Below are 20,875 nucleotides of genomic sequence, written 5' to 3'. Positions count from 1 at the left end.
AACCGAGCGATTATTGTGCGGCAACGCGTGTTTTGTTCTTGCTTTGTGCCGGCAGCTATGCTACTAATCTCGCTATGGTGCTCATTGGCTCCAACAACCCGCCCGCCGAGGCGGGTTTTTTCATTTCCGGCTTTGGCGCTGTCGCGGGCCGCGCCTGCTCCGCAAACGGTTGAATACACTTGACTTCGATTTTTCCCGACTTAACCCGCCCTTAAATCGCCGCATCTAGTCTTCAACCCCAAGCCATAAGCATCGGGAAGACAGCACACCGCATGGCGAACCGGAAAGACAGCCGCATCGAGCCCAGCTTCGAGGCATCGCCAGGGGCGAGATCCTCGGCCGGTTTTTCGGTGAGCGAGGAGGACCGCGTCGTGCCGAGCAACCGTAAAGCCGCTGCAAAGCGCAAATCGACCAAGGCCAAGCCGTCTCGTGGCGGGCGCGGCAAGAGCCGGCGCGGTGTGTTCGGCGTGCTTGGCCGGCTGTTCTACTGGTGCTTCGTGCTGGCCATCTGGGGCGGCATCGCCACTGCCGGCATCGTCGTCTATTACGGCGCGAAAATGCCGGCGGCCACCACCTGGGCCATTCCCGATCGCGCCCCCAACATCAAGATCGTCTCGGTCGACGGCCAGCTGCTTGGCAATCGCGGCATGAGCGGCGGCGAGGCCGTCGGCCTGCACGAAATGTCGCCCTATATTCCCGAGGCCGTCATCGCCATCGAAGACCGCCGCTTCTATTCGCATTTCGGCATCGACCCGATCGGCCTTTCCCGGGCCATGGTGACCAATGTGCTGGGCGGGCATTTTTCGCAGGGCGGCTCGACGCTGACCCAGCAGCTGGCCAAGAACCTGTTCCTGACGCCGGACCGCACGCTGGAACGCAAGGTGCAGGAAGTGCTCTTGGCGCTGTGGCTGGAGCACAAGCATACGAAGGACCAGATCCTCGAAATGTACCTCAACCGGGTCTATTTCGGCTCTGGCGCCTATGGTGTCGAAGCAGCCTCGCGCCGCTATTTCGGCAAGAGCGCGCGTGACGTCACGCTGTCGGAGGCGGCACTTCTCGCCGGCCTGCTCAAGGCGCCGTCGCGGCTGTCGCCGGCGCGCGACCCGAAGGCGGCCGAGCAGCGCGCGCAGCTGGTGCTCGCTGCGATGCGCGACGAGGGCAAGATCAGCGCCAAGGAGCAGACCACGGCGATGAGCGCGCCGGCGACACGCGCGCCGTCGTACTGGACCGGCTCGGAAAACTACGTCGCCGATACGATCATGGAAGAACTGCCCGACCTGATCGGCGACGTGCGCCGCGACATCGTCGTCGACACGACCGTCGATCTGACGCTGCAGAAGCTCGCCGAGCAATCGATCCGCCGGCTGATCGACCAGAGCGGCAAAAAACTCAATGTCAGCCAGGGCGCGCTGGTGTCGATCGACAATTCCGGCGCGGTGCGCGCGATGGTCGGCGGTTACGACTATTCGACCAGCCAGTTCGACCGTGCTTCGGAAGCGCGCCGGCAGCCGGGCTCGGCGTTCAAGCCGTTCGTCTATATGGCGGCGCTCGAATCCGGCCGCACGCCCGACAGCGTGCGCAACGACGCGCCGATCAAGATCGGCAACTGGACGCCCGACAATTACGGCGGCAAATATTTCGGCAAGGTGACGCTGGCGACGGCGCTGGCAAAATCGCTGAACTCGGTTGCCGCGCAGCTGACCATGGAAGTCGGGCCGAATGCGGTGGTCGAGGCGGCGCACCGCATGGGCATCCAGTCCGAGCTGACGGCCAACACCTCGATCGCGCTGGGCACCTCGGAAGTGACGCCGCTGGAACTGACCTCGGCCTATGTTCCCTTCGCCAATGGCGGGTATAAGCCGGACATCCATTTCATCCGCCGGGTCACGACGAGTGACGGCAAGGTGCTCTACGAAAACAATGGCGGCGGTGCGCCGCGCGTCGTCAAGCCCGATGTCGTCGGTATGATGAACTCGATGATGACCGGCACGGTCGAGATCGGCACTGCCAGGAAGGCGGCGTTCGCCTGGCCGGCGGCCGGCAAGACCGGCACCAGCCAGAATTCGCGCGACGCCTGGTTCATCGGCTATACAGCCAATTTGACCACCGGCGTCTGGTTCGGCAACGATGACGGCAGCGCGATGAAGAAGGTCACCGGCGGCGCGCTGCCGGCGCAGGCCTGGCACGAGTTCATGGTCGCCGCGCATGAGGGCGTGCCGGTGCGGCCGCTGCCTGGAACCTGGAAGTCGACGCCGCCCGACACCATCGTCCCGGACGAGATACCGTCCGACACGGCGCCGCCGGCGCCGGTCGCTTCCGTGGGCCAGTCGGCACCGCCAACAGCAGCTACCCAGCCGGCCTCGCGTCCCGTGCGTCCTGCCGAGACGGTCGATGCCGGCGGCCTGGCCATGCCGGGCGTCGACAGCGCCACCGCATCGATCAAGCACCCGGTGCCGCCCGGCGAAGTCGGCGGCCCGGTCAAGAAGCGGCAGACCTCGATATTGGATATTCTGACGGGCGGCTGAGGCTGATCCCCCTCGCAACCGCGACCGTGTTCCGCTACATGTCCGCCTGGAGACAAGCGACATGGCTGAACTCGACACCAGAAAGACGATCGTGCTGACCGGCGCCAGCCGCGGCATCGGCCATGCCACGGTCAAGCGCTTTTCACGCGAAGGCTGGCGCGTCATCACCTGCTCGCGCCAGGCCTTTGCCGAGGACTGCCCGTGGCCGGCCGGCCCGGAAGACCATATCAAGGTCGATCTCGCCGACCAGGAGGATGTCGGCATCGCGATCTCCGAGATTCGCCACCGCCTGGAAGCACATGGCGGCCAGCTGCATGCGCTGGTCAACAATGCCGGCATCTCGCCGAAGCTCAAGGACGGCAACAGCCGCATGAACTCGATCGACACGCCGATGCATGTCTGGCGCGACGTCTTCCAGGTGAATTTCTTCGCCCCGATCATGCTGGCGCGGGGATTGTTCAAGGAACTGGCATCGGCCAAGGGCTCGATCGTCAACGTCACCTCGATCGCCGGCACCCGCGTGCATCCTTTCGCCGGCACCGCCTATGCGACATCGAAGGCGGCGCTCGGCTCGCTGACCCGCGAAATGGCGCATGATTTCGGCCCGCACGGCATCCGCGTCAATGCGATTGCGCCGGGCGAGATCGATACGGCGATCCTGTCGCCGGGCACAGAAAAAATCGTCGAGACGATCCCGCTGAGGCGGCTGGGCACCACGGCGGAAGTTGCCGACATCATTTTCTTCCTGTGCTCGCAGCAGGCGTCCTACGTGACCGGCTCGGAAATTCACATCAACGGCGGCCAGCACGTTTGAGCGGCTGAGTTTTGTCAATTGTCGGCGCTGCCCCTCATCCCGCCGGCCGGGCACCTTCCCCCGTGAAGAACGGGGAGAAGGGGGAACCCCAGCGCTTGCGACCCCCTCTCCCCATCCTTCACGGGAGGACCTGCTCCAGCCTGGGATTAGTAAGGAAATTGCACGCCGCCGATGCCCGATCAGCTCGCCTGCAGCAGGCTCTCGATATCGGGTATGCTGTGGTTGGTCAGCGTCTTTGGAATTTCGGCCGTTAACTTGTCGGTGACCTCCTTGTGCAGTTTCCTGCGCATGTCGCCCAGCACCGGCGGCGGCGCGATCAGCACGATCTCCTTGAATGTGCCGCGATGCGCGAGCTTGTAGAGCCTGTCGGCAATCTCTTCGGCAAAACGCTCCTTGCCGAGACGGTGCCAGTCGGTGTCCTCGACCGCACTGCGGTGGACGGAAGGGCCGTCGCTGTAGCGGCCGGGGCGGTCCGTGCCTTGTTCTCGGGTTGCCGGATTTTCCTGCTCCATCTCGTGCACGACTTGAAGGTCGGGATATTGGACGTCTCCACGGTTCTCGAGGAACAGCGCCTTTTCGCCATCTGCCACCACGATCCACAGTCCGCGTTTCAGTCTGACGTTGCTCATGGGGCGCTCCTTTTTGATTTTCGAACCCATCGCCGGGCCTTTGCTGCAGGGGTGTGACCGGCCCGGGTCCATAGGGCAAACGCGTACCGAGGCGGGAATGTTCCGGCACTCGGACCCGGTGCTCCGACAGGGGTCGGCGAGAGTGCGGGGCTGCCGTCGATCGCTCGGTCAGCATCCGGAGGCTTAATCTACTAAATTGATAGAATTTAGAAAAATCTGGTTTGTGGTTAGCTCCTCCGGCCGCTAAAAAGGCAGCGGACCAAGGGCTGCAACAGCAGCTTCAATCTGCTCCGCATTTGAATGTGGAATTTTTTTCTCTTGGCCTTCATGCTTGCAGAAAAGAGATTGCCTGCTACGAAGCGATGCGCGAGTGGGTGCCTTCTGGTTTTTCGCGCCCCCGCGTAGAACTGACAAACGGTTCCAGGATTCCGCTCGTCATGCCGCAAGCCACGCCCAAGCTCAATGCCTTTCCCGTCTTCATGCGGGTCGAGGGCGAAGCCATAGCCATCGTCGGCGGCGCAGAGGAAGCGCTGGCCAAGGCGCGGCTGCTCGCGCAGTCGAGCGCTGTGCTGCGCATCGTCAGCGATGAAACAAGCCCGGAGCTGCTGGCCTTTATCGCCGAGACGGGGGCCGCCCACATTGCCGGCGCCTATGATGCAGCACATCTCAACGGTGCGGTGATGGTGTTTGCCGCCAGCGGTGACGAGGCGCTCGACCGGCGCGTTGCCGGGGATGCGCGCCGGCTGGGCATTCCGGTCAATGCCGTCGACCGGCCGGACGTATGCGATTTCTTCACGCCGGCACTGGTCAACCGCGCGCCGGTCGCCATTGCCATCGGCACGGAAGGTGCCGGCCCGGTGCTGGCGCAGATGCTGCGCAGCCGCATCGACCGCATGCTGTCGCCGTCGCTCGGTCCGCTCGCAGCGCTCGCCGCATCGTTTCGCGACACCGCCGAAAGACTGCTGCCGAAGGGCAATGCCCGCCGCCGCTTCTGGAGCGATTTCTTTGGCGGCGCGCCAGCCCGCGCTGTCGACGCCGGCGAGCTTTCGCAGGCGCATGATGCGGCCGTCGGCCTGCTGCTTTCGAAAGAACCGGCATCGGGCCATATCGCGCTTGTAGGCGCCGGTCCAGGCGCCGAGGACCTTTTGACGCTGCGCGCCCATCGCCTGCTGATGGAAGCCGACGTGATCGTCCATGACGCGCTGGTGCCGGAGGCGATCGTCGCGATGGGCCGCCGCGATGCCGAGCGCCTGCCGGTCGGCAAGCGCAAGGGCTGCCATTCCAAGAGCCAGGCCGAGATCAATGCGCTGCTGGTCGAGCTTGGCCACGCCGGCAAGCGTGTCGTGCGGCTGAAGTCCGGCGACCCGCTGGTGTTCGGCCGGGCCGGCGAGGAGATGGCGGCGCTTCGCGATGCCGGCGTCGCCTACGAAGTGGTTCCGGGCGTCACCGCCGCCTTCGCCGCCGCCGCCGATTTCGAGCTGCCGCTGACGCTGCGCGGCGTGTCGTCGTCGATGGTGTTCACCACCGGCCATGACCTCAAGGGCAATTCGCTGCCCGACTGGGCAAAGCTCGCCATTTCCGGCGCGACGGTCGCCGTCTATATGGGCCGCTCGGTCGCCGCCGAGGTCGCCGGCCGGCTGATCGAAGCCGGCCTGTCGCCGGATACGGCCGTCGCCGTGGTCGAGAATGCCAGCCTTGCCAACCGCCGTCGTTTCCACGGCACACTCGCCGACCTGCCGTCGCTGGAGGCGCGCGCCGACCTCAGCGGCCCGGTGATGACCATCATCGGCGACGCGGTGGCGGGCGCCAATTTCGAACGGTCCGAGCCGCTGGCGGCACACAGGCAGGAAAGCGTGCTCCGGTCTGCCGCGCAAGGAGTGAGCCAATGAAAGTCCTGACCGCGAACCGCCTCGCCGACGGCATAGCCGTCTGGTACGCCAATGGCGGCTGGGCCGAGACCATCGACCATGCCGACATCGCCCATGACAAGGCGGCCGAGGACCGGCTGGAGGCGATCGGCGCCAAGGCCTCCGCCGCCAACGAAGTGGTCGACGTCAACCTGATAGACGTGACCGTGGCCAACGGCACGGTCGAAGCGGTCCGGTTGCGCGAAAAGATCCGTGCCGCCGGCCCGACCACCCGCAACGATCTGGGTAAGCAAGCCCGTCTGCAAGCCGCACGCGCGGCATAGATGACACAAGCATGATCGCGATCATGCTCGAACGAAGAAAATAACGGGCGGACGCGCCCGGAAAGACCTGAATATGTACCGTTACGATGAGTTCGACCACGATTTCGTCAAAGCCCGCGTCGCCGAGTTCAGCGACCAGGTCGCGCGGCGCCTTGCCGGCGAGATCACCGAGGACCAGTTCCGGCCGCTGCGGCTGATGAACGGCGTCTATCTGCAACTGCATGCCTATATGCTGCGCATCGCAGTGCCCTATGGCACGCTGAACAGCAAGCAGCTGCGCATGCTCGGCCACATCGCCCGCAAATACGACAAGGGTTATGGGCATTTCACGACGCGCCAGAACATTCAGTTCAACTGGCCGGCGCTGTCGGACATCCCGGCGATCCTGGCCGATCTGGCAAGCGTCGAGATGCACGCCATCCAGACCAGCGGCAACTGCATTCGCAACGTCACTGCCGACCACTTCGCCGGCGCCGCCGCCGACGAGGTTGCCGATCCGCGCCCCTATGCCGAAATCCTGCGTCAATGGTCGTCGGTGCATCCGGAATTCTCGTTCCTGCCGCGAAAATTCAAGATCGCGGTGACCGGCGCCGAGCGCGACCGCGCCGCCATCCAGACGCATGACATCGGCCTGCACCTGAAGAAGAACGCCGCCGGCGAGCTTGGTTTCGCCGTCTATGTCGGCGGCGGCCAGGGCCGCACGCCGATGGTCGCCAAGAAGATCCGCGATTTCCTGCCCGAAGCGGATCTGTTGTCCTACTGCACGGCGATCCTGCGCGTTTACAACCTCTTCGGCCGTCGTGACAACAAGTTCAAGGCGCGCATCAAGATCCTGGTCCATGAGACCGGCGTCGAGGAGATCACCCGCCAGGTCGAGGCCGAATGGCAGGAGCTGAAGGACGCCGAGCTCAGGCTGCCGGAAGAAGACATCCGCGCCATCGATGCCTATTTCGCGCCGCCTCCGCTTGTCGACCGGCCGGAAGGCGACGAGGCGGTCAGGCTTGCCCGCCTCGACTCCAAGAGCTTTTCCGAATGGCTGGACCAGAATGTGGTCACCCATCGCCATCCCGACTACGCCGCGGTGACCATCTCGCTCAAGGGCATCGGCGAGACGCCAGGCGATGCCTCCGACAGCCAGATGGAAGCGGTCGCCGACATTGCCGAAAAATATTCATTCGACGAGCTGCGCGTCAGCCACGAGCAGAACCTGATCCTGCCGCATGTCGCGCGGGCCGACCTCAAAGCGGTCTATGACGCGCTTGTCGATATCGGGCTGGCGACGGCCAATTCGAACCTGATCAGCGACATCATCTCCTGCCCCGGCCTCGATTATTGCGCGCTGGCGACGGCGCGCTCGATTCCTGTGGCGCAGGAAATCTCGCGGCGCTTCGCCTCACTGGAGCGCCAGCGCGAGATCGGCGAATTGAAGTTGAAGATTTCCGGCTGCATCAATGCATGCGGCCATCACCATGTCGGCCATATCGGCATCCTCGGGGTCGAGAAGAAAGGCGCCGAGCTCTACCAGGTGACGCTCGGCGGCTCGGCCGACGAGAACACCTCGGTCGGCGAGATCATCGGCCGCGGCTTCAGTTCGGAAGAGATCACCGATGCCATCGAGCAGATCGTCGAGACCTATCTCGAGCTTCGGCTGGACAGAAACGAAAGATTCATCGACGCCTACCGCCGTGTCGGTCCTGCGCCGTTCAAGGAGGCGCTCTATGCTGGCGAAGCCAAGGCCGCTTGACCGTATTGTCAACATCAAGGCCGGCATCGCCGCCCAAGCGGCGGGTCTCGACGCGCTCTACGGCCATCTGAAGCCCCTGGAGATCATCGAGCGGTCGACCCGGGAATTCTTTCATGGCGAGATCGCCGCCGTCTCGTCCTTCGGCGCGGATTCGGCGGTGCTGCTGCACATGATCGCCGAGATCGACCGCACGCTGCCGGTGATCTTTCTCGACACCGGCAAGCATTTCGAGGAGACGCTCGGCTATCGTGACGCGCTGGCCGCCGATTTCGGGCTGACCGATATCCGGGTGATCAGGCCCGACGATGCGGCGCTGGCAAGGATCGACCCGACCGGCAATCTGAACGAGACCGATACTGACGCCTGCTGCGACGTGCGCAAGGTCGAGCCGCTGGCGCGCGGCGTCGAGCCGTTCCGCGCCTGGTTCACCGGCCGCAAGCGCTTCCAGGCGGCGACCCGGGCAGCGCTCCCGGTGTTCGAGGCGGTCGGCTCGCGCATCCGCATCAATCCGCTGGCGCACTGGACGACATCGGACCAGGCCGGCTACATGCGCGCGCATGCGCTGCGTGAAAACCCGCTGGTCGCCTATGGCTATCTGTCGATCGGCTGCTTCCCATGCACGCAGCCGGTGCAACCGGGCGACGACGCGCGCAGCGGCCGCTGGGCCGGGCACGCCAAGACCGAATGCGGCATCCACTTGTCGGGGTTGGAAAGGTCGCTGACTGACGCCTCACTTTAGGGCATATTGATATTCAGCCGGCCTGCAAATGGCGGCTTCCTGCGCTTCCGGTGCTCACGTACCCAAGAGTACGCTCTGCTCCGGTTCTTGGAAGCCACGCAGTTTGGTCGCTTCGCGCCCGCCTTCGGCTCCGGCTCGGCCTGACCTGAATCTCAACGCACCCTGGGGTGTTTTGCACTTTAGACTCTTTGGACTTGGGAATTTTCTTGATGAGCGACTTGATAGCCGAAAACGGCACGCGGCTGTGGACACCGGATGGGTTCCGCGAGGACGAGTGGGTTCGTGCCGAAAGCGCCGAGGCGCTGGTCGGCAATGGCCGCTTCATCCTGCCGCTGCAGGCGTTTCTCGGCCTTGATCCGGAGGTGCGGCGGTCGGCGAAGGAACGCATCGGCGTGCTGCTGCAGCCCGGCGACCAGCTCGACAAGATCGCCGGCCTGCTCGACCAGCTGTCGCTGGTGGCGCTGGCCTTTCCGGCGTTCAATGACGGCCGCTCGTTCTCCAAGGGCGAATTGCTGCGCAGCCGTTACCACTTCACCGGCGCCATGCGCGCCACCGGGCAGGTGCTTATCGACCAGCTGCCGCATATGCTGCGCCTCGGCTTCGACGAATTCGAGATCTCGCACCCGGTGCTGCTGAAGCGGCTCGAGCAAGGCCGCACAGGCGGACTGCCGCTGTTCTATCAGCCGGCGGTGAAGCCGGAGCCCAAAGGCCCGAAATATTCCTGGCGGCGGGTGCGCCCCGGCTGATCCGCTCCAGACGGCCAGAAGCCTGTCTGGTCGGACCACATTCCCGATTCAGCCTTTTATTTTGCGCCTCTCCGCCTTAGGATAGGCCCATTATTTCGCGATCCGAATAAATGTGGCCACAAGGGAGGAACCGGGTATGGCTGGCAAGAAGATATTGATGCTCGTTGGCGAGTTCAGCGAGGAGTACGAGATTTTCGTCTTTGAACAGGCCATGCATGCGGTCGGCCACACCGTCCATGTCGTTTGCCCCGACAAGAAGGCCGGCGATATCCTGAAGACGTCGCTGCACGACTTCGAGGGCCACCAGACCTATACGGAAAAGCTCGGCCACGACTACATCCTCAACAAGACGTTTTCCGAGGTCAATCCCGCCGACTACGATGCCGTCTACGCGGCGGGCGGGCGCGGGCCGGAATATATCCGCATCGACAAACGCGTGCAGGCGCTGGTGCGGCATTTCCATGAGACGGGAAAGCCGATCTTCACCATCTGCCACGGCGTGCAGATCCTGATCGCAGTCGACGGCGTCGTGCGCGGCCGCGAAGTCGCGGCACTGCAATATTGCGAGCCGGAAGTCACGCTGGCCGGCGGCATCTATATCGATGTTGCGCCGACCGGCGCCCATGTCGATGGCAATCTGGTGTCGGCCAAGGGCTGGCCGGGCCTTGCCGCGTTCATGCGCGAATGCCTGAAAGTGCTGGGCACCGAGATCCGCCAAGGCGAGATCCTGATGCGCGACCACCGCCAGGCGGCTTAAGCTCGGAACTTGGAGCCCGCCGCACCCCTAACGCATGTCGCGCAAAAGTGTGTTCAGCGGTTTTGCGATAACGGCATGCATAAACAAGAACCTAAAGCGCCTCGCATGAGGCTGGTCGAACGCGACGCGCTTTAGGTGCGGCGGTGCGCCTACACGGCCATCCGCGCTTCGCGGAACGATACCAGCTTGCTGCGGCTCTCGTCCCACAGCGCCAGCTTGACGCAGCGCAGGCTGTCGAGGAGCGTGACGCGGCCGATCTCACGCAATTCCGGATAGTCCCTCAGCACTTCCGGAAGCCGGTAGCATGGCACCTTGGCCGAGAGGTGGTGCACGTGGTGGACGCCGATATTGCCGGTGATCCAGTTCAGCACCGGCGGCAGGTCGTAATAGGACGAACCGTGCAGGGCAGCGTGCTGGAATTCCCACTCGGAGTCCTTTGTCCACTCCGTCTCCTCGAACTGGTGCTGGACATAGAACAGCCAGATGCCGGCCGATCCGGCGAGGATGACGATCGGCAGATGCACGACCAGAAACGCGCCGGGGCCAACGAACCAGATGAGCAGCGCGGCGATGACCGCAATGGCGAGGTTGGTCGACATCGACGACACCCAGGGGGTGAAACCGCCCCGCATCATGCCCAGGGGCAGTCTCTGCTCGAACATGAAAATCCATATCGGGCCAAGGCCGAACATCACCAGCGGATGGCGATAGAGGCGATAGGCGAGCCGGCCCCGCCACGACAGTTGCCGATATTCAGCGACGGTCAGTGTCTTGATGTCGCCGGTGCCGCGCTCGTCGAGATTGCCTGCGCTGGCGTGATGGGTTGCGTGGGCGCGGCGCCAGCAATCGTAGGGCGTCAGCGTTAGCACGCCAAGCACACGGCCGATCCAGTCGTCGGCATAGCGATTGGCAAAAAAGGAACCGTGGCCACAATCGTGCTGGATCATGAAGATCCGCACCAGAAAGCCGGCTGCCGGAAGGATGAGGACCAGACCCCACCAGTGGCCATAGGCATAGGCGGCCGAAGACAGTGCCCACAGCGTGGCGAAGGGAATGAGGGTGATGGCGAGTTCGACGGCGCTGCGACGCCTGTCGGGCTTTTTATAGCGCGACAGGATTTTCAACCAGGCGCGCTTGCTGTTTGCCACAGCTTCGGGGGAAATCATGTTCATCATGAAACATAGGCGGAGCAGGGCGCTGCCGCAAGATGAAGATCACGCAAAGTTACTGCGGGTAAATGTCGCGCGATGCGACGAATCCCGGCCACAGTCGCCGGGCGCGTCGCCGGCAACGGCGCCTACCGACGGCGCACGCCTGCGACCATGTTGGTTTCGATCCCGTCCAGGCGATCGAGCAATTTCTTCAGGCGGTCGGGAATATCCGTCTCCGTGCGGAATGCCGGCAGGGTGCGCAGGAAGCGCTTGGTGGTCTCATTGCCGAGTTGGCGCCGGATATCGACGGCGAGCGCGTCGTGCTTTTCGCCATTGGTGCGGGACATCTTCCAAAATCCTGTGTCGGCTTCGAAACTCTTCCACAGGAGGAATGGTTCCCGCATTGTAGTAGCCTGGCAAGCAAAGCCGTCGGATACGGTAAAGTTTGAATTAAAATCGAAAAGTCTCCGCTGTTCGCCCTCAAGCCGTGGCCAGCGGCTGCAGTATCGCTTGCCCCTTGATTTTTGGCCGCCAAACCTCGATATCGGGCGCAAATCCACACCATTCGAAAATGACGGGAAACGGCGATGAGCGACCAGGCAAAAGACGAACGCGCGCCCGATGAAGCCGAGAAGACCGAGGCTGCCGCGGAGCCAAGGGAAGGCGGCGTCGACAGCGACTATGAAGCGCTTGTGCGGCTTCTGAAGGAAAACGAAGAGCTGAAGGATCGCGCGCTGCGCGTCGCGGCCGACATGGAGAATTTGCGCCGCCGCACCGCCCGCGACGTGCACGATGCGCGCGCCTATGCGGTTGCCAACTTTGCCCGCGACATGCTTTCGGTGTCAGACAATCTGCGCCGTGCTCTGGATGCCATCCCGGAGGAGGCCAAGGCTTCGGACGATGCCGGTTTCAAGGCGCTGATCGACGGCGTCGAGATCACCGAGCGCGCCATGCTGTCGGCGCTGGAACGTCACGGCGTGAAGAAGCTTGAGCCCGAGGGCGAGAAATTCGATCCGAATTTCCACCAGGCGATGTTCGAGGTGCCCAATCCCGACGTACCGGCCAACACAGTCGTGCAGGTCGTGCAGCCCGGCTATTCGATCGGCGAGCGTGTGCTGCGGCCGGCCATGGTCGGCGTCGCCAAGGGCGGCCCCAAGCATGTGGCGAGCGAAGCGCCGGTGGAGCCGGGGCCGGTGAATGAGCAGGCCGAGAAAGATGCGTAAGTTGGGGGAGTAGGGCAGTACGGGAGTAGGGAATACCGCTACGTCGGGTAAAATAGAGCAGAGCACTTGCCTACTCCGGCCGTTGCCTTCTCTCCCCTACTCAGGCAGCAAACCGCTGCGCTTCTCCGCCATAATAATTGACGTAGCGGGCACCGATCTCCTTGACCGGCATCACCACGAACACGTCGACCGTCGAGAATTCACGGTCGATGACGCAGCCGTCGCCGATGCGCGCGCCGACGCGCAGATAGCCCTTGACCAGCGGCGGCATCGCGGCGATCGCCGCCTTGGTGTTGACGGCCTCGATCGGCATCAGGTCCATGGAACAATAGCGCCCGGCGACGGCGCGCACGTCCCAGGATGAATTCGTCCGGCAGTGGTGGGCAAGATAGGTCAACGCCTCGGCATGTGCCGCCGGCACGGTGCCGTGGAACGACGCGCAGCCGGTCATCACGCCGATGCCGTAATGGTTGATATAGGCCCAGATGCCTTGCCACAGCGCCTCGATGGTGCGCTTCGAGCGGTATTCCGGCAGAACGCAGGAGCGGCCGAGCTCGAGGAACCGCTGGCCGGGATGCCGCGCGATCAGCTTGGTCAGCTCGAATTCGCCTTCGGAATAGAAGCCGCCGGCCGCTGCGGCAATCTCCTGCCGCAGCAGGCGGTAGGTGCCGACGATGCGGCGATGCTCGGGGCCGGAAAGCGAAGTATCGAACACAAGCAGATGATCGCAGAGGGGATCGAAGCGATCGGCATCGCGGCGGTCCTGCATCTGGAACAGGTCCTTCCTGGCACCAAGCTCGTCGTAGAACACCCGGTAGCGCACTTCCTGCGCGGCAGCGATCTCGGCCTCGTTGCGGGCGAGCCGCACTTCGAGATTGCCGATGCGGCCGAGCGATGCGCCTTTTATGACGGCATCGGCGTTCCGGCCGACGAGCAAAGGCCCGCTGGCGTTCGGCCGAGCATCACATTCCGGCATGACTGTATGCACGAGTGATTCTCCTTCGAGCCATCCCTCTTGGCACGGGGATACGGTGTAGGTGCAACAGGATTGTGACAGTACCGTGATACGGCTCTGCGGGCAATACTTCGTCGGCTGGGTAATCTATCAACCGTCTATGTTGTGCCTCAGGCGGCCACTTGCCCCTCGACGGCATGAACCAGGGCATCGGGGTCGAGCGGCTTGGTGACGAAGCCGCTGGCACCGTGAGCGAGCACGGCGTGGCGGGTCTTTTCCTGGCTGTCGGCCGACAGCACCATGATCGGCACCGGCGGCACCGCGGTCTCCTCCTCATGGCGGCGGATGGCGGCGATGGCGTCCAGGCCGTCCATGACAGGCATGTGCAAGTCCATCAGCACCACGTCGTAGCGGTGCTTGTGGCCGGTGCTGATGACCGCCTCGACCGCGGCCTTGCCGTTGCCGACCACTTTCACGCGATGCCCGGCCTTCAGCAGCGTGGCGCGGGCCAGCATGGCATTGATGTCGTTGTCCTCGGCGATCAGCACCGACAGGCCCTGCTGGCGGGCGCCAATGGCATGCCCCGCCTGCGCGCCGCGCCTTTGCAGTTGCGGCTCGGCGATGACCGGCGCGTGGCTGGTCAAAAGCACGCGCAGCAGTGTCTCGCCGCGCACCGGCCTCGCCAGGAAGGTGGCGTAACCATTGGCACGGAATTCGCCAAGCATGCCGCGGTCGGTCGGCGCGATCAGCGTCACTGCCTCGCACTCGGCAAATCCGCTCTGGCGCAGGCGCCTGAGCAGCCTGCCGTCGCTTTGCTCCATGGCAGCATCGATCAGCAGCACGTCACAGCCCTCGGCGAAAGCGGTGGCCTGGGCGGCGGCGGTGGCCAGATCGACCGTGCCGCCATTGGCGCGAATGGTGCGGGCGATGGCTTCGGCCTCGACCGGGTTCTTCGACACGATCACCGCATGCCGGCCCGACAGCGGGTTCTCGCGGATCTGCGGCGCCTCGACGGCGGAAATAGCGGGAATCTCGAAGACGAATTCAGATCCCTGGCCAAGGCGGCTCGACACAGAGATGGTGCCGCCCATGGCGGTCACCAGGCGCTTGGAAATGGCAAGACCGAGGCCGGCACCTCCATGCGCACGGGTCGAGGTGCCGTCAGCCTGTTCAAAGTCCTCGAAGATACGCTCCATGTCCTCCTCGCGCAGACCGGGGCCGGTGTCGGTGATGGTGAAGCGGATGCGGTCGGTGATTTCGGTGCGGACGCGGGCGATGCTTGCCAGGACGCCGCCGCTGTCGGTGAACTTGACGGCGTTGCCGATGAGGTTGAGCAGCACCTGCCTGACCCTGCCGGGGTCGGCGGTGATCAGCTGCGGCACGTCGGGTTCGACATGACAGCCGAGGCCGATATCCTTGGCAAAAGCCCGCGCCGCCAAAAGCTCGACGACATTGTCGGCGATCTCACGCACCGACATCGGCTGCGGTTCGGGATCGAAGCGGCCGGCCTCGATCTTGGAGTAGTCGAGCAGGTCCTCGATTAGCGCCAGCAGCGCGCTGGCCGAGGTCGAGATGGCGCCGACATAGGTCCGCTGCTCGGGCGAAAGGCTGGTGTCGGCGAGAAGCCGGGCCATGCCCATGATGCCGTTCATCGGCGTGCGGATCTCGTGGCTGACGGTAGCGAGGAAACGCGATTTGGCCTGGCTCGCATATTCGGCCCGCTCGCGGGCGGTGATCAGCGAGGATTCGGCGCGCTTGCGGGCGGTGATGTCGCGGGCGATGGCGCGATGCGAAACGGCGCCGCTGTCCTTGTCGCGCACCGACAGCTCGATCCAAGAGAACCAGCGTGGACCGTCCGGCGTGCGAATGGCGACGTCGGTGGAACTCAGGCATTCATGGTCGGAAAACGCGGCGTCGGGGACGATGCCGACATCGATGCCTAGTTCGGCCAGGGCCTTGCCGGCAAGCTCGCGCTGGTCGGTTTCGACAAGGTCGGCGAAAACCTTGTTGGCGTAGACAATGTGGCCGTCGCGGTCGCGGTGGACGACGAGATCGCCGAGTGCATCGATCAGACCGCGAAAGCGCTCCTCGCTCTCCTGCATCTCCCACATGCGGTCGGCCAGCGTCTCGATTTCGGCGCGGCTGCGGGCGGTGGTGGCATCGAGCAGGGCCACTGCGCGGCGCTCGGTGCGCCTGTTGCGCAGATGCATGGCGAGCCCGGCCATGGCTGTCGCCAAAAGGCCGATGGTGATGAAGATCGGCGCTCCGGTCAAATGCGACAGGCCCGCCAGCACGACGATGGCGACCAGCGTCAGGAAGGACAGGCCTTCGCGGTTGGCGTCGGGCAATTCCGGCGCCAGCGGTGGCGCGGCGACAAGCTGCCGTGCTGGCGTATCGGGGGCCGTCCCGTCGGCCCGTTCGGCTGGTTCCGCCGCTCTGATGCCGGGTTCCGCAATCATACGGAACTCCTGCCAGACAGAGCTTATCGAAGGTTGTGATTGATCGTTCGAATTTTAGCGGTCGCGCTCTTTTTCCCCAAGAGGCTCACATGTCCACCACCACACGGCCGCGGATCTTGCCCTCGATGATGTCATGCGCGGCGCCGATGATGCCGTCGAAGCCGATGCTCGTCGACAGACTGGCAAGCTTTGCGTGATCGAGATCGGTGCCGATGCGGCGCCAGGCCTCGAGGCGGACCGCCTTGGGCGCCATCACCGAATCGATGCCGAGCAGCGAGACACCGCGAAGGATGAAGGGGGCGACGCTGGCCGGCAGGTCCATGCCGCCGGCGAGGCCGCAAGCGGCGACGGCGCCGCCATAGGAGGTCATCGACAGAACGTTGGCCAGCGTGTGGCTGCCGACGGCATCGACGCCGCCGGCCCAGCGTTCCTTGGCGAGCGGTTTTGCCGGCTGCGCAAGCTCGTCGCGTGAAATCACTTCCGCGGCGCCGAGGTCGATCAGATAGGGGCTTTCGGCAGCGCGGCCGGTCGAGGCAATGACGTGATAGCCGAGGCTGGACAGGATCGAGATCGCGACCGAGCCGACGCCACCGGCAGCGCCGGTCACCACCACCGGACCACGATCGGGCACGATGCCGTGGCGCTCCAGCGCGATGACGCAAAGCATGGCGGTGTAGCCGGCGGTGCCGATCGCCATCGCATCGTGCGGGCTCATTCCGTCCGGCAGCGGCACCAGCCAGTCGCCTTTGACACGGGCGCGCCCGGCAAAGGCGCCGAAATGCGTCTCGCCGACGCCCCAGCCGTTCAATATGACCTTGTCACCCTTGCGCCAGTCAGGATTGGAGGACGAGATGACTGTGCCGGCGAAATCGATGCCCGGCACCAGCGGCCAGCGGCGGATTACCGGCGCCTTGCCGGTAATTGCAAGGCCGTCCTTGTAGTTCACCGTCGTCGCCTCGACCGCGACGGTGACGTCGCCCTCCATCAGGTCTGCCTCTGTAAGCTCGGTCACCGCGACCGACTGGTTTTTCTCGGCGTCGCGCGAAACGAGGATGGCTTTGAAGGTTTCGGGCATGTTTTCTCCTCGGGCTTGCAGATCAGAATGTGCGGCGCCAGGCGAGTGAGGTCAATCGCTCGACATTCCGCGCCGCCAACCAATGAGCTCATCGAAGACGACCAGCACGGCACCAACGGAAATGAAGGCGTCGGCGAGGTTGAAGACGGCGAAGGACCAGACCGGCGTATGGAACAGGACATAGTCGATGACATGGCCGTAGATTGCGCGATCGATCAGGTTGCCGAGCGCGCCGCCAACGATCAGTGCGAAGCCGATGCGGGCAAGCAGGTGGCCGGGCGGCGTGCGGGCCGCAAGATAGAGCACGAAAGCGACCACCAGAACCGCGACGACCACCAGGCCGGTGTCGCCGAAGGACGAAAACAGCGAGAACGCGATGCCGGTGTTGTAGGTGCGGTACAGCGCCAGGAACGGCAGCAGGTCGAGCCGTTCCTGAAAGGCGAGGCCGGTTTCGACCAGGTATTTCAGCCACTGGTCGAGCGCTATCGCGGCGACGACCAGAAGAGCGTACGGCCTCCAGGACTTCATGGTTTGCAGTTTCACGGTTTGAGATGTCACGATCTGGCGTCCTCCGGGCCGAGCTTCAGCGCGTCGCGCCGGATCTCGAACAGCATGACGCCGGTGGCCACCGCAAGGTTGAGCGAATCGGCGCGGCCGGCCTGCGGTATCCGCAGCAGCTTGTCGCAGCTTGCGGCAAGCTCGTCAGGCAGGCCTTGCTGCTCGTTGCCCATCACCAAAAGCACCGGGCCTTTTGAAAAATCGACCGAGCGGTAGTCGACCGCACCCTTCAGATGAGTGCCGGCGACGAGGCCGGGAAAGCTCGTTCGCCAGGCGAGAAAAGCCTCGGGCGACGCCTTGGCGACGGGCACGGCGAAGATCGAGCCCATTGTGGCGCGCACCGTCTCGACCGAAAAGGGATCGGTGGTCTCGCCGACCAGGATGACGCCCCTGGCGCCGACAGCGTCGACCGTGCGGATGACGGTGCCGAGATTGCCGGGGTCGCGAACGCGGTCGAGTGCTACCCAGACATCGCTGTCCTCGACGCGGATGTCCTTCAGCGACAGCAATTTCTGCGAGAACACGCCGACGACCATTTGCGGATTGTCACGGCGGGTGATGGCGACCAGCACCTTTTCCGAGACTTCAAGTACCGTGCCGCCGGCGGCGACCGTGCGCGCCGCGACCTTTTCGACTGCCGCGTTGCCACGTCCGGCCTTGGCGAAGACCAATGTCCTGATCGACCAGCCGAGATCGAGCGCGTCGATGACCAGCTTCAGGCCTTCGGCCATGAAGGCATTCTGCTGGTCACGGAATTTCTTCAGCGCGAGCGCCTTGATGTCCTTGATCAGCGGGTTGGCGAGGCTGGTGACTTCCTTCACATGCCCTGGCGCGCCTGCGTGCCGTTCGTACGCACTCATTCAGGCCACCCAGCGCGAGAACAGCGAGGTCGAAAGCGCCCGACCGGCAGATTTCTCGCGGATGATCAATTCGCCCGACTCGACCGTGCCGCCCATGCCGGCGAAGGTGTCGCGCATCAGGGCATGGATCGCGAAAAAAGAGGCGCGGATCGAATAGGCGGTCAGTACCACGGCGAGCGGCTTCGGCGTCAGGATCGCGCGGCAGATATCGGTCAGCGCCGGCAGGTCCTCGAACAACTGCCAGACCTCGCCTTTCGGTCCGCGGCCATAGGCGGGCGGGTCGAACAGGATGATGTCGTAGCGGCTGCCGCGGCGCTCCTCGCGTTCGGCGAATTTCACGGCATCGTCGACGATCCAGCGGATCGGCTTTTTCGATAGGCCCGCCATCTCCTGGTTTTCGCGTGCCCAGCCGATCGCCTTCTTGGAAGCATCGACATGGGTGACCTCGGCGCCGGCATGCGCCGCCACCAGGGAGGCAAGGCCGGTGTAACCGAACAGGTTCAGCACCTTCACCGGCCGTTTTGCCGCCGCGATCAGTCCGGCCATGTGGTCCCAGTGCGAGGCCTGCTCGGGAAAGACGCCGACATGGCGAAACGAAGTGAAGCGGCCGAGATAGTCGATGCCGTCATGCTTCATCGGCCAGGTCTCGCCGAGCGGCGTCTTGGGGAAGCGCCAGCGGCCGATGCCTTCCTCGTCGGTATCGCCGGTGAAGATGGCGTCGGCGCGTTCCCAGTCCCTGGCCGCCAATGCCTTTTGCCAGATCGCCTGGCCCTCCGGCCGAACGATGCGGTAGGGGCCGTATTGCTCGAGTTTTTCTCCGGCACCACTGTCTAGCAGCGCGTAGTCCTGATTGGGGCCGACTTCGAGGATCAGCGGCAGATGTTCGGCGGGCAGCGCGCCATCGCGGCGCGAGAGCATGCGCGGCGCGGCTTTTGGCTCGGACCGGTCTTGCGGTTTAGGCTCCGGACCGGCGGTTGGGCTGGCGTCGCGCCGCCGGACATGCTCCGCCCCGCCTTTTGCGGGCGGTCGGCTGTCGCGGCGTCTGTCGCGAAAAGGTTTCAAGAAGGCGCATCTCCGGACGGCGGCTTGGCCGCTTCTGCCACAGCACATTGACCGGCGCAACAAAAGGGCTGCCGACGTGCGCAGCCGGATCAGCCGCAACTGATCGACAGCAGGCCGATTGCGAGCGCTATGAAACCAACGGCCTTGAAGCCGGTGACGACCATATGGCCGGTTTCCCAGCGGCTCCGGATGGTTTCGAAATTGCCTGGGATCGGTCCAGGTACCCAAGTGGCCAGGACATCGTTTGCCGGTTTGACCAGCGCAAACCACGCCCCAAGCGCTAGCAGGTAGAGCACGGTGGCGGCCAAGACCCACCAGAATGCCGGACGATCGCTGCGCAGCATCCAGGCGAGGAGGCCCGGACAGACGATTGCCGCCAGGTCCAGCGGTGCGCCGATAATCGCGAAGAATTGGAACTGAGCGTTAAAGACAGTGGTTTCACGCCAGAGCGAAGGCCGCCATCTGGTCAGCCGCGGCACCGATTCCAGCACATGGGCGAAAGACGGCCCAAGGCTGAGCGCCGCGACGATGGCGGTCAAAACCGACCAGAACAACAGAAAACCGCGTATATCCATAATGGCCAGACAACGGCGTCAGGGCGCAGACGTTCCGGTCGGCGATCGTCTTGCTTGCCGTCGAAAGGGCAGGCGCACTATCGTCCATTCAAATTGGACATCCATCAAACCGGGTTACGATCCATGTCCCGCGCCGAACGCCTGCTCGACCTGATCCAGATCCTGCGCCGGCATCGCCGGCCGGTCAGCGGCCGCAGCCTCGCGGGCGAAATGGGTGTGTCGCTCCGCACGCTCTATCGCGATATCGCCACGCTGCAGGGGCAGGGTGCGCCGATCGAGGGTGAGGCGGGGCTGGGTTACGTGCTCAGGCCAGGTTTCATGCTGCCGCCCTTGATGTTCACCGATGAGGAGATCGAGGCGATCGTTCTCGGTTCGCGCTGGGTGGCCAAGCAGCCGGACTGGCGGCTTGCGAACGCCGCCACCGACGCGCTGGCCAAGATCGCGGCGGTGCTGCCGGACGATTTGCGCGAGGAACTCGATGCCTCGACGCTGCTGGTCGGGTCGCGCACCGAGGTCACAGAAGGCATCGATCTCGGCGTGGTGCGGCAGGCCATCCGCGAGGAGCGCAAGCTGAGCTTTGTCTATCGCGACGCAGGCGGCGCTGCCTCCGAGCGCACCGTCTGGCCCGTTCGCACTCGGCTTCTTCGACAAGGTGCGCGTCGTCGCGGCCTGGTGCGAGATGCGCCAGGATTTCAGGCACTTTCGCGCCGATCGGATGTCCGGCCTCAATGCCCCCGAGATGCGCTATCCGCGCCGCCGTCAGGTGCTGCTCAAAGAATGGCGGGCGACGCTCGACACGCCAAGCTAAGACT

General features: G+C 64.3%; 19 protein-coding genes and 1 pseudogene. 10 read left to right on the top strand and 10 right to left on the bottom strand.

Annotated features, from left to right (window positions below; genetic code table 11):
- The first annotated feature begins 272 nt into the window (after positions 1-272).
- Together NKH80_RS20300 and NKH80_RS20295 are read left to right on the top strand one after the other, a co-directional pair.
- Complete coding sequence (locus NKH80_RS20300; protein ID WP_352476390.1) at positions 273-2,525, top strand: transglycosylase domain-containing protein; 2,253 nt, start codon at positions 273-275, stop codon at positions 2,523-2,525.
- 61 nt (positions 2,526-2,586) lie between these two features.
- Positions 2,587-3,339, top strand: coding sequence for an SDR family NAD(P)-dependent oxidoreductase (locus tag NKH80_RS20295; RefSeq protein WP_254816795.1), 753 nt, complete (start codon positions 2,587-2,589; stop codon positions 3,337-3,339).
- Positions 3,340-3,518: 179 nt separating this feature from the next.
- Here NKH80_RS20295 and NKH80_RS20290 read toward each other — a convergent pair whose 3' ends face one another.
- Positions 3,519-3,968, bottom strand: a complete 450-nt coding sequence (locus NKH80_RS20290) for a baeRF12 domain-containing protein (protein ID WP_352649543.1) — start codon at positions 3,966-3,968, stop codon at positions 3,519-3,521.
- A gap of 437 nt (positions 3,969-4,405) precedes the next feature.
- On the opposite strand from NKH80_RS20290, the gene cysG reads away from it, so the two are divergent.
- The 6 genes from cysG (at position 4,406) to NKH80_RS20260 (ending at position 10,145) form a co-directional block, all read left to right on the top strand.
- Positions 4,406-5,857 (top strand): siroheme synthase CysG, encoded by a 1,452-nt coding sequence (cysG, locus tag NKH80_RS20285; protein ID WP_352993140.1) that lies wholly within the window; start codon positions 4,406-4,408, stop codon positions 5,855-5,857.
- Positions 5,854-6,159 carry a DUF2849 domain-containing protein gene (locus NKH80_RS20280; RefSeq protein ID WP_352649545.1) on the top strand — a complete coding sequence of 102 codons (306 nt, stop codon included), beginning with the start codon at positions 5,854-5,856 and terminating at the stop codon, positions 6,157-6,159. Before cysG ends, NKH80_RS20280 begins: the two co-directional genes overlap by 4 nt.
- Positions 6,160-6,232: 73 nt before the next feature.
- The gene (locus tag NKH80_RS20275; RefSeq protein ID WP_352993138.1) at positions 6,233-7,903 is read left to right on the top strand and encodes a nitrite/sulfite reductase; all 1,671 of its coding nucleotides are present in this window, start codon (positions 6,233-6,235) and stop codon (positions 7,901-7,903) included.
- Complete coding sequence (locus tag NKH80_RS20270; protein ID WP_352993136.1) at positions 7,878-8,642, top strand: phosphoadenylyl-sulfate reductase; 765 nt, start codon at positions 7,878-7,880, stop codon at positions 8,640-8,642. Before NKH80_RS20275 ends, NKH80_RS20270 begins: the two co-directional genes overlap by 26 nt.
- 209 nt (positions 8,643-8,851) lie before the next feature.
- Positions 8,852-9,388, top strand: a complete 537-nt coding sequence (locus NKH80_RS20265) for a DUF934 domain-containing protein (protein ID WP_352993134.1) — start codon at positions 8,852-8,854, stop codon at positions 9,386-9,388.
- 136 nt (positions 9,389-9,524) lie between these two features.
- Positions 9,525-10,145, top strand: coding sequence for a DJ-1/PfpI family protein (locus NKH80_RS20260; protein WP_352993132.1), 621 nt, complete (start codon positions 9,525-9,527; stop codon positions 10,143-10,145).
- A 149-nt stretch (positions 10,146-10,294) separates the two neighbouring features.
- Here NKH80_RS20260 and NKH80_RS20255 read toward each other — a convergent pair whose 3' ends face one another.
- Both NKH80_RS20255 and NKH80_RS20250 read right to left on the bottom strand, forming a co-directional pair.
- Complete coding sequence (locus tag NKH80_RS20255) at positions 10,295-11,317, bottom strand: fatty acid desaturase (RefSeq protein WP_352993208.1); 1,023 nt, start codon at positions 11,315-11,317, stop codon at positions 10,295-10,297.
- Between the two features lie 125 nt (positions 11,318-11,442).
- On the bottom strand, positions 11,443-11,643 hold the full coding sequence (locus NKH80_RS20250) for a hypothetical protein (RefSeq protein WP_352993130.1): 201 nt from the start codon (positions 11,641-11,643) through the stop codon (positions 11,443-11,445).
- Positions 11,644-11,883: 240 nt separating this feature from the next.
- Between NKH80_RS20250 and grpE the strand changes: the two genes are divergently transcribed.
- Positions 11,884-12,519 carry a nucleotide exchange factor GrpE gene (grpE, locus tag NKH80_RS20245; protein ID WP_352506612.1) on the top strand — a complete coding sequence of 212 codons (636 nt, stop codon included), beginning with the start codon at positions 11,884-11,886 and terminating at the stop codon, positions 12,517-12,519.
- Between the two features lie 100 nt (positions 12,520-12,619).
- Here the strand turns inward: grpE and olsB are convergent, their stop codons facing one another.
- From olsB to NKH80_RS20210, 7 genes are all read right to left on the bottom strand, one after another.
- The gene (gene olsB / locus NKH80_RS20240) at positions 12,620-13,495 is read right to left on the bottom strand and encodes a l-ornithine N(alpha)-acyltransferase (protein WP_023675251.1); all 876 of its coding nucleotides are present in this window, start codon (positions 13,493-13,495) and stop codon (positions 12,620-12,622) included.
- Between the two features lie 149 nt (positions 13,496-13,644).
- The gene (locus NKH80_RS20235) at positions 13,645-15,933 is read right to left on the bottom strand and encodes a hybrid sensor histidine kinase/response regulator (protein ID WP_352506611.1); all 2,289 of its coding nucleotides are present in this window, start codon (positions 15,931-15,933) and stop codon (positions 13,645-13,647) included.
- An 85-nt stretch (positions 15,934-16,018) separates the two neighbouring features.
- Entirely contained in the window at positions 16,019-17,008 is a 990-nt protein-coding gene (gene acuI / locus NKH80_RS20230; RefSeq protein WP_352993128.1) for an acrylyl-CoA reductase (NADPH), read from the bottom strand.
- Between the two features lie 51 nt (positions 17,009-17,059).
- Complete coding sequence (gene lspA / locus NKH80_RS20225; protein WP_352506692.1) at positions 17,060-17,536, bottom strand: signal peptidase II; 477 nt, start codon at positions 17,534-17,536, stop codon at positions 17,060-17,062.
- A 26-nt stretch (positions 17,537-17,562) separates the two neighbouring features.
- Positions 17,563-18,426: a TrmH family RNA methyltransferase gene (locus NKH80_RS20220; RefSeq protein WP_352993126.1), complete on the bottom strand. Its 864-nt coding sequence runs from the start codon at positions 18,424-18,426 to the stop codon at positions 17,563-17,565.
- Entirely contained in the window at positions 18,427-19,488 is a 1,062-nt protein-coding gene (locus NKH80_RS20215; RefSeq protein WP_352506609.1) for an RsmD family RNA methyltransferase, read from the bottom strand.
- An 89-nt stretch (positions 19,489-19,577) separates the two neighbouring features.
- Positions 19,578-20,063, bottom strand: coding sequence for an anthrone oxygenase family protein (locus tag NKH80_RS20210; protein ID WP_352993124.1), 486 nt, complete (start codon positions 20,061-20,063; stop codon positions 19,578-19,580).
- A 123-nt stretch (positions 20,064-20,186) separates the two neighbouring features.
- On the opposite strand from NKH80_RS20210, the pseudogene NKH80_RS20205 reads away from it, so the two are divergent.
- Positions 20,187-20,871: pseudogene (locus NKH80_RS20205) on the top strand (helix-turn-helix transcriptional regulator).
- Positions 20,872-20,875: the final 4 nt, after the last annotated feature.

Source organism: Mesorhizobium sp. M0904, assembly GCF_040319475.1.
Lineage (GTDB): Bacteria > Pseudomonadota > Alphaproteobacteria > Rhizobiales > Rhizobiaceae > Mesorhizobium.
The sequence above is the reverse complement of the archived record's forward strand: the minus strand, read 5'-3'. Positions and strand labels throughout refer to the sequence as shown.